We start from the raw sequence: 8610 nt of genomic DNA, 5'->3' as shown, positions 1-8610 counted from the left end.
CCCGATACCACCCTCACCGCGCTCGACGTAGTAGTCGATGAGGGTATCCGTGATTTCGGAGCCTCGGGCGTAGTTCGTGGTGTGGCCGGTCATCATCAAGCGATTGCGCAGGTCGACATCGCCGATGCTCGTCGGTTCGAACAACCGCTCGTACTGATACTCGTTCGGGTCGGTGTCGCCGACAATCGAGACGTCTTGTGTATCCTTTGTCATTGAATTCGAAGTGTGAATGTGTGAGATGCTATTCGTCTATCCGTTCCTCACCACCGTCAGCAAGGACACTCGGTGGCAGACGACCACCCTTCAGGCGTCCGGTGTCGAGAACCGCCTTCACTCCCGTTTCAATTGGTCGTACGTGGCCGTCGACGTGACCAACGAAACGAGGACGAACACCGCGATACCGATGACTTGCGCGACCTGACCGCCGAGAAAGCCCATCGGAATCGTCCAACTGAAGTACTGACCACCGTAGGCCAGGAACAACGTCAACAAGAGACCGACACTTCCGCCCCAGAGAATCCCTTCGGTAGTGGCACCTTTCCAGTTGTACGCGAGTGCGACGCCGGGGAAGATGACCGTCGCAAAGATGGCCCAGCCAGCGGCACCGAGAACGAAGATGAGACCGGGGAACGTTGCCGCGATTACCCCCGCGATGACGAGAATCGAAGCGGTTGCGATTCGCCCATAAAGGACTTCCTGGCGGTCGGTCATCCCGGTGTTTCTGTACTCTTTCATGAAGTCGTGTGTGACGGCCGACGCACCGACGTTGAGGAACGCATTGCTCGTGGACATGATCGCGGCAACGATGGCCGTGAGCACGAACGCCGTCACCACGTCCGGAGCGAAGTTAATGAGTGCGAGCGGCAACACCAAATCCGGGTTCTCGAAGCTCTGGATATCGCCACGTGCGACGGCGGCACGGACGTACGGACCGGCCCACCAGAACAGCGTCGTCATCAGATACGCCGCCCCCGAGATGAGTGCACCCCACTTTAGCAGCGAGACGCGACGAATCATGTAGAACTTCGTGATCGCCTGTGGCTGTCCAGCGTGTGTGAGGTTGATGATTAGAATAGAGAGCAAAAGGCCAATGGGTGCAAGACCGTTCCCGCCTAACGTCGTAAACTGGAAGTACTGTGGAAAGTCGGCCTGGACGGTGCTGATCATCGCGCCGACGCCACCGGGGTTGGAGGTGACGACGAACGCGAACGTCAGCACACCGGACAGTGCCATAATAACACCTTGAATCGCATCCGACCAAATCGCCGCGAGGACGCCACCGATGACTGTGTAAACTCCAACGACGAGAAGTCCGATGACGAGTCCCGTGATGAAACCGACGGGGAAGATTATCGACATGATAATGCCCAACGCCGCGTACTGTGCTGCGAGATATCCCATCGACCCAAGAAAGACGGCGACGGTTCCCAGCAATCGAACTCGCTCGTCTTCGAACCGATGATACATCGCATCGGGAACCGTGATCGCGTTGACCGTCGTTCCGAGAACGCGCATCTTCCGGCCGACGAGCCAGTACGAAAGAACGAACGAGAAGATGATGACCGTCGTCGCCCACATCATGAACTCGGTACCGATGGCGTACACCGTCCCGGAGAGGCCAACGATACCCCAACCACTCTGTGTCGACGCGAAGATGGACAGGGCGATGACGAAGATTCCGGCGTTGCGCCCCGCGACGTAGTAGTCCTCTTCACTGTTCATATGCCGACTCGCTACGTAGCCGATGCCGAGCATCAACACCGAGAAGAGGACGAAAAAGACCATCGCGGTGGCCGATTGGTACTGCACACCGAGATTTTCCCCCCATGACTGAAGGACGATCCAGTCCATGAATCAGTCCTCCATGAGATTTGTGTCCTGCTCTGGTTGGGTTCGCTGCACGCTCGATTGTTCGATACCCGAAACGTCCTCAATGTTCGTCCCGAGCGTCACCGCGCCGATGAGGAAGAGAACGACGCCGACGATGAAGAATTCGAGAACGGGCGACGGGAAGCCTCCGAGCCATAGAAGCGGGTCCATACTACCGTCCCCGCGTTTTCGCAGACGAGTGTTCGTTCCTACCTGCCACCGACAGAGGTTGGTATGGTTGGACATGCCATTCATAGAATCGCGAGTATATGACTTAAACTTTAATTACATTCACCCATGTTTTCCGCTGACGGGGAGGGACATCTATTCGGGTACAGATCGATACTCGGCGCGCTAGAAATTGAAGTTAAGCTCCCGCTCGGGTCGCCGGTTCAGCGGTCGTTCGCTCTCCCCATCCGTCGCGCCGCTTCGACGAGGGTCCCGAGCGCCTGTTGAACGTCACTGTCGCGTAACGCCGCGAGCAGGCCGAAGAAGCCGAGTTTCTTCGGCTTCGTCTCGTCCGTGAACGCGCTCAATCCGGCGTCGAGCGAGTTGACGACCTCGGGTTGGGCGGCCGTCTCGGTCAGCGCGACCAAGCCCTCCACGTTTCGCCCCAGTTCGTACATGTCCGGCGTCTCGCGCTCTCGGCGGGCGTCCGCGAACCCCTCGACAGCAAGCCGCAAGTCCGCGATGGGTTCGCGGTTGTTCCGGGCAACGTCCGTGAGTTCGGGCACGAGGTCGTCGGCCAGCCCGCGCGTCACGTCGAGGAGTTCGAGGAGTTCGACGAGCGCGTCGGCGTTTTCGCCGAGTCGTTCGAGGAGGATGATGGTTTCTTCCTTCTCGAACGCCGCTCGCAGTCGTTCGACGGTCGCACGGTTCTCGCGGACGACCGTGACGAGTTCGGGCACGAGGTCCTCGGTCAGCCCGGCACTGACTTCGAGCACGTCCAGTAGTTCGACCAACTGTTCCGAGTTGTGCCCGACCTTCTGGAGCAGGACGAGCGTCTCTTCGCGCTCGAACGCGACACGAAGCTCGCGAATGGGTTCGCGGTTGTCGCGGGCGACGTCCGTCAGTTCGGGGACAAGTTCCTCCGCGAGGCCCTGCGTCGCGTCGAGGGCGTCGAGCAACGCGATGAGGTCCTCGGCGTTGTCGTCGATTTTGTCCACGAGCGCGTCGAGGTCCTCCGAGTCGCGTTCGGTAACCGCTTCCTGGGTCTGTGTATCACTCATTCGTGATCACCTACGGGAGCGGGTCGTAGCCGTGCAGCCAGAGGTTCCAGTACACCGACGGCAGCACGTTGACGTCCAAAATCCAGTTCATCTTGCTCTCGACGGGCGCGGAGATGCTCTCCTCGTAGTCGAACTCCGCCATCATCGCCTTCCCCTTCTTCGTGAGGAGCGGACAGGCGGCGTAGCCGGAGTACTTCGCGTGCGGTGTCCGTCCCTCGATGAGGGCTTCGAGGTTGTCGGCGACGACGTGCGCTTCTTTGCGGGCGGCCGCCGCGGTCTTCGAGTGCGGCGCGTTCTCACAGTCACCCAGTGCGAACACGTCGTCGTACTCCGTGTGCTGCAGCGTGCGCTCGTCTATCGTCACGTACTCGCCGTCCTCGCTGCCCTCGGTCAGGGGCGAGCCTTCGGTGATGGCCGTCTGGCCGTACTGGGGCGTCACCGGCGCGAGGAGGTCGTACTCTATCTCCCGGCCGTCGGCGGCGCGGACGACCTGCTCGTCGGGGTCGACTTCTTCGACTGAGAAGTTCGCTTCGAACTGAATGTCGCGGTCGTCCCACAACTGGTAGAGTTTGTCCCGGTAGGGCTGGACGCCAAAGTGGTGGTCGGCGTTCCGGGTCATGATGAACTCCGTCTCGTCGCGGATTCCCTTGCGCCGAGCGAAATCCTCGGCGAGCATCGTCATCTTCAGCGGCGCGCCGGGACACTTGATGGGCGTGTCCGGTTGGGTGACGACGAACGTTCCGCCGTCGAAGTCCTCGAACGCCTCCCGCATCGCCATCGCCGCCTCGTAGTGATAGAACGGATAGACAGAATCGGTTTCCTCCCACCCTTCGAGCAGTCCAGGGGTCGCTTCGGGCGCGAGTCGATGGCCGGTGGCGACGACGAGATAATCGTACTCGATGTCGCCCTCGGCGCACTCGACGACCTTCTCGTCGGGGTCGACGCCGGTCACCTCGTCCTGCACGAACTCGATGCCGTTGTTGAAGAGTTCGCGGACGTCCCGAGCCTGCTCTTCGGCGTCGAGATAGCCGAATGGGATGAGGTAGAACGACGGCTGATACATATGCTTCGTGCTCTTGTCGACCACCGTGATATCGGCGTCAGTGCCCAACTTCCGTCGAAGGATGTTCGCTGTCATGGCACCGCCCGTACCCGCACCGAGAACGACTATCTTTACCATACCTACTTACACATGTGGTCCCACGCCCATCAAACTAAAGATAGAAGCAACATTGTTGTGCAATACTCACAACACCGAAAGACGACGGCAAAATTTGTATCCGAGCGGAAACGGGCGATACAGACCGGTCGCAGCGTGTGGGGTCACTCCGTCTCTATCGGTGCGTCCACGAGGTTTCCCCATTCGCTCCACGACCCGTCGTAGTTTCGCACGGTCTCATAGCCGAGGAGTTCGGAGAGGACGAACCACGTCAGGGCGGAGCGCTCGCCGACGTGACAGTAGACGATAACGTCGTCGTCGGCCGCCACCCCTTCCGCCTCGTAAATGTCCCGGAGTTCGTCGCGGCGCTTGAACCAACCGTCGTCGTCGAAGATGTTCGACCACGGAACGTGGACGGAATCGGGGATGTGACCGCCCACCATCGTCGCGGGCATCCCCTCGCCGTCCGGCGGTGCCCGGACGTCACCGACGAACTCCTCGGAACTCCGCACGTCGAGCAGCGTCACGTCCCCCGCGAGTGCCCGTTCGACGTCGCTACGAGTCGCTCGAAGGTGGTCGAACGGACCGCTCGCGTCGTACTCGCGCTCCGTAAACGACGGAATCTCGGTCGTCGTGGGATAGCCCGCCTCGACCCAGTAGTCACGACCGCCGTCGAGGAGATAGAGGTCGTCGTGGCCGAAATATTTGAACAGCCAGTAGGCGTAGGCGGCGAACCAGTTCGACTCGCCGCCGTAGAGGACGACGGTGCTTTCGTCGGTGATGCCGTGCCGACCGAGCGACTCCTCGAACGTTCCTTTCTCCGGAACGCCGCGGCCGTTTTCCGCCGTCAGATGCGTCAACCAGCCGAATTTGATCGCGCCGGGAATGTGACCGTCCTCGTAGGCGTCGCCCGTGTCAGCCTCTATCAGGCGAAGCGACGGGTCGTCGCTTTGCACCTCGTCCAAGCGCTCGGCGAGCCACTCCGCCTCGACGAGGACGTCCTTTGCGTAGCCACGCTGGTCCGGGCCATTCAACGCTAGTCCGTAACAGGTCTGTCGGGCGTCGCGGAGCGCCGGTGACGATTCAAGTAATCCGGCGTCGTCGAGCTGCTTGATACCGTAACGCGTCGTTCGGGCCGACAGCATCGTCTCCTCGATGAGGGCCTTTTGAGTCATTCGACCGTTCCGTTCGAGCGTCTTGTAGATGAACTTAGAACTGGGAGGGAGCCCATCGAGTTTCTCACGTATCGAGTCCGAATCAGACATCGCAGGTCACCTATCCGTCGTAGTGGTCCCAACGTAATGTGGTTGCCGGTTTGTTCCAGACAATTAGGACAGTACCACACAATACTGCCGAGACCACCCCGAGCCTCACCGGAGGTCAGTGAATGATACGGAAACGGTCGAAGAAGGGGCAATAATGTGGATTACCCGTTCTGAATATCCGATATCGGAGCGATAACCCGGCAACAAAACCGTCCTGACGAACCCTTATTATTGCATGGACAATACAATTCGGTGTAATGGTTCAGGAAATCACGGTGGAGGAATTGCGAGATAAGATCGACGCGAGCGGCGACGTTACCCTATTCGATACGCGAAACCCCGAGGACTACGCGGACTGGCACATCGCCCAGGCCGAGAACGTCGAGTACTCGGGCGCGAACGACGAACTGGTCGGCGACTTCGATGCCCACCGCGAGGAACTCAACGCCGACGACGAGATCATCACCATCTGTGCGACCGGCAGTTCGGCTGGACAGTTCGCCGAGTGGCTCGAAGCGGACGGGTTCGAGAACGTGCTGACGGTCGAGGGCGGCATGGAATCCTGGAGCATGCTCTACGACGTCGTACCCATCGCAACGCGGAACGACGACGTGGAAATCCTCCAGTTACAGCGCCGTTCCAAGGGCTGTCTCGGGTACGTCGCCGGCGACAAACGGACCGGCGAGGCCGCCGCAATCGACGTGACACGCGCCACGGAAACGTTCAAGAACGCCGCCGCGGAGCGCGGGTTCGACATCACGCACGTCTTCGATACGCACATCCACGCCGACCACATCTCCGGCGGTCGCCGACTCGCCGACGAACTCGGCGTCCCGTACCACCTCGGTTCGCCCGCCGCGACGCGTGACCCCGAATACGACTTCGACGGTGTCGACCCGAACGACACGATAAACGTCGGTGACGTCGATATCAAGTCGGTTCACACGCCCGGCCACACGACGGGCATGACCTCGTGGCTGGTCGACGACGAGGCGCTGTTGACCGGCGACACCCTGTTCGTCGAGTCCATCGGCCGCACTGAACTCCAGTTCGCCGACGCCGACGCGCGCGACGGGGCACGCGTCCAGTACGCGACGCTCCAGAAGGTCATCCTGTCCCTTCCCGACCACGTGAAGATTCTCCCGGGTCACTTCTCGGTCACCGACGACGGCGAGTACGTGGACGTCACGCCCGGCATGCCGATGGTCACGACGGTCGGCTCCGTTCGGCAGACCAACGAAATCGTCCAGTTGGACGAGGAGGCGTTCGTCGAGCACATGTTCGAGAACCTCCCGTCGAAACCGCCGAACTACGAGACGGTCATCGCCACGAACCAGGGAAGCTACCAACCGGAAAACGTCGACGAGGAGAACGAACTCGAACTGGGACCGAACCGCTGTGCGGCGACCGAAGACAGCGTGGTCGCCGACGACTAACGATTCGACATCGACGCTCCTCCTGACGACGTGAACGCCCGAACACTCGTCGGAATCTCACTCACAGGTAGGCTATTCACGAGCTTTGTCTGTTCGGCGCTCGACGTCGCGCCGTTCGGAACATTGGTATCGGGCACTCTCTGGCAGTAACTGCCCTCGACGTTTTGCGGTTCGACACTCGTTTTGAAAACCCTGCCGAACACGTCGAAGAACGCCCGGGGCGAACCGCATGGCGGGCGAGTAATTCGGTTGTGTGATATATAGAACCACCTATACTTACTGACTAGTCAATCCAACGGAATCGGGTGGGAAGACATCTCATACCACCCCTATCCGTCCGAATTCCCGCGTTTCAAGCGTTCATTCCTGTCCATCAGTTAGTCGGTACCTGCCACGCCGGAACGTTTATCCACGTGGCTAACTGAGTAGTTAGTAAGAAATGCTTCGGAGCCACAGCACACATCATTACATCGAGGAGGGACCCCGATAGTGGGCGTCCTCGATACGGACCGTCGAATTCTCGCCCTCGCGTTCGCGCGGATGGCCGACTCCATCGGGAATTCGTTCCTCATCGTCGTCCTCCCGCTCTACATCGCCAGCGGCGTAGTCAGCGGGGGAACGTTCGGCCTCAGCACCGCCCTCGTCACGGGACTCATCCTGTCGGCGTTCGGGTTCTTCATGAGCGGCGTCCAGCCCATCGCGGGGACCCTATCCGACAAGACCGGGAAGCGGAAAGCCTTCGTGGTCGCCGGACTGCTCATCCTCGCGGTTTCGAACTTCACGTATTCGCTCGCCGGGAGTTACGGCGCGATGTTGCTCATCCGCATCGGACAGGGAATCGGCGTCGCCGTCACCGTTCCGGCGACCATCGCGCTCGTGAACGACCTCTCCACAGACGACACGCGCGGCGGCTCGATGGGCGTGTTCAACACCTTCCGCATGCTCGGGTTCGGTATCGGTCCCGTGGCGGCGGGCACCGTCATCTACGGCGGTCCGTACGCCGTCCTCGGCTACGCGGTCACGGGCTTCGAGGCGGCGTTCTACATCGCCACGCTCGGTGCGCTCGTCGGCGCAATCCTCGTCTTCGCGCTGGTGAGCGACCCCGACATCGACATCGACGCGGAGAATACTGCAGACGCGGGCGGCGAGCACAGCGTCGCCGTCTTCGAGCGAGACGGCCACAGCGTGCTCGACTCCGTGTTCACGCTCGGCATCGCGTCGCTCTTCATGGCCATCGGCATCGCCATCCTTGCGCCCCTGGAGAGCATCATCAACCAGCATCTCGGTCAGAGCGCGACGCTCTTCGGCATCGAGTTCGCGGCGTTCACGCTCGGTCAAGTCGTCACGCAGACACCCGTCGGCACCGCGAGCGACAGGTACGGCCGGAAGCCGTTCATCCTCGCGGGCCTCGTCCTCCTCGTGCCCGCGACGCTCGCACAGGGACTCGTTGCGACGCCGGTCGGGATGGTCGCCGCTCGGTTCGTGCAGGGAATCGCCGGAGCGATGGTGTTCGCACCGGCCTTCGCGCTCGCCGGTGACATCGCGCGGAACTCGAACGCCGGGACGACGCTCTCCGTGCTGACGATGGCGTTCGGTCTCGGCACCGCCATCGGCCCGCTCGCGGGCGGGTGGCTCGTCGGCTTCGGCTACGT

Annotated in this window: 8 protein-coding genes; 2 read left to right on the top strand and 6 right to left on the bottom strand. The window is 61.1% G+C overall.

Translation table 11 applies throughout. The annotated features are described in order from the left end of the window. The 6 genes from BG842_RS13715 to BG842_RS13690 all read right to left on the bottom strand — a co-directional run. Positions 1–213, bottom strand: a 213-nt coding sequence (locus BG842_RS13715; RefSeq protein WP_217493314.1) for a hypothetical protein, incomplete at its 3' end; no start/stop codon positions are given. A 117-nt stretch (positions 214–330) separates the two neighbouring features. Further along, the gene (locus tag BG842_RS13710; protein ID WP_217493313.1) at positions 331–1851 is read right to left on the bottom strand and encodes a hypothetical protein; all 1521 of its coding nucleotides are present in this window, start codon (positions 1849–1851) and stop codon (positions 331–333) included. 3 nt (positions 1852–1854) lie between these two features. After that, on the bottom strand, positions 1855–2115 hold the full coding sequence (locus tag BG842_RS13705; protein WP_217493312.1) for a hypothetical protein: 261 nt from the start codon (positions 2113–2115) through the stop codon (positions 1855–1857). Positions 2116–2261: 146 nt separating this feature from the next. Further along, positions 2262–3098, bottom strand: a complete 837-nt coding sequence (locus BG842_RS13700) for a DUF1641 domain-containing protein (RefSeq protein ID WP_069451164.1) — start codon at positions 3096–3098, stop codon at positions 2262–2264. A gap of 10 nt (positions 3099–3108) precedes the next feature. Further along, complete coding sequence (locus BG842_RS13695; RefSeq protein WP_083252523.1) at positions 3109–4278, bottom strand: NAD(P)/FAD-dependent oxidoreductase; 1170 nt, start codon at positions 4276–4278, stop codon at positions 3109–3111. 143 nt (positions 4279–4421) lie between these two features. Next, positions 4422–5522: a rhodanese-like domain-containing protein gene (locus BG842_RS13690; RefSeq protein ID WP_069451162.1), complete on the bottom strand. Its 1101-nt coding sequence runs from the start codon at positions 5520–5522 to the stop codon at positions 4422–4424. Positions 5523–5779: 257 nt separating this feature from the next. On the opposite strand from BG842_RS13690, the gene BG842_RS13685 reads away from it, so the two are divergent. Both BG842_RS13685 and BG842_RS13680 read left to right on the top strand, forming a co-directional pair. Beyond that, the gene (locus tag BG842_RS13685; protein ID WP_069451161.1) at positions 5780–6958 is read left to right on the top strand and encodes a rhodanese-like domain-containing protein; all 1179 of its coding nucleotides are present in this window, start codon (positions 5780–5782) and stop codon (positions 6956–6958) included. A 489-nt stretch (positions 6959–7447) separates the two neighbouring features. Next, the coding region (locus BG842_RS13680; RefSeq protein WP_069451160.1) for an MFS transporter at positions 7448–8610 on the top strand (1163 nt) is incomplete at its 3' end.

The sequence above is a fragment of the Haladaptatus sp. W1 genome, assembly GCF_001723155.1.
Lineage (GTDB): Archaea > Halobacteriota > Halobacteria > Halobacteriales > Haladaptataceae > Haladaptatus > Haladaptatus paucihalophilus.
Note: the sequence above shows the minus strand (reverse complement) of the source record. Positions and strands in the feature narration are given on the sequence as shown.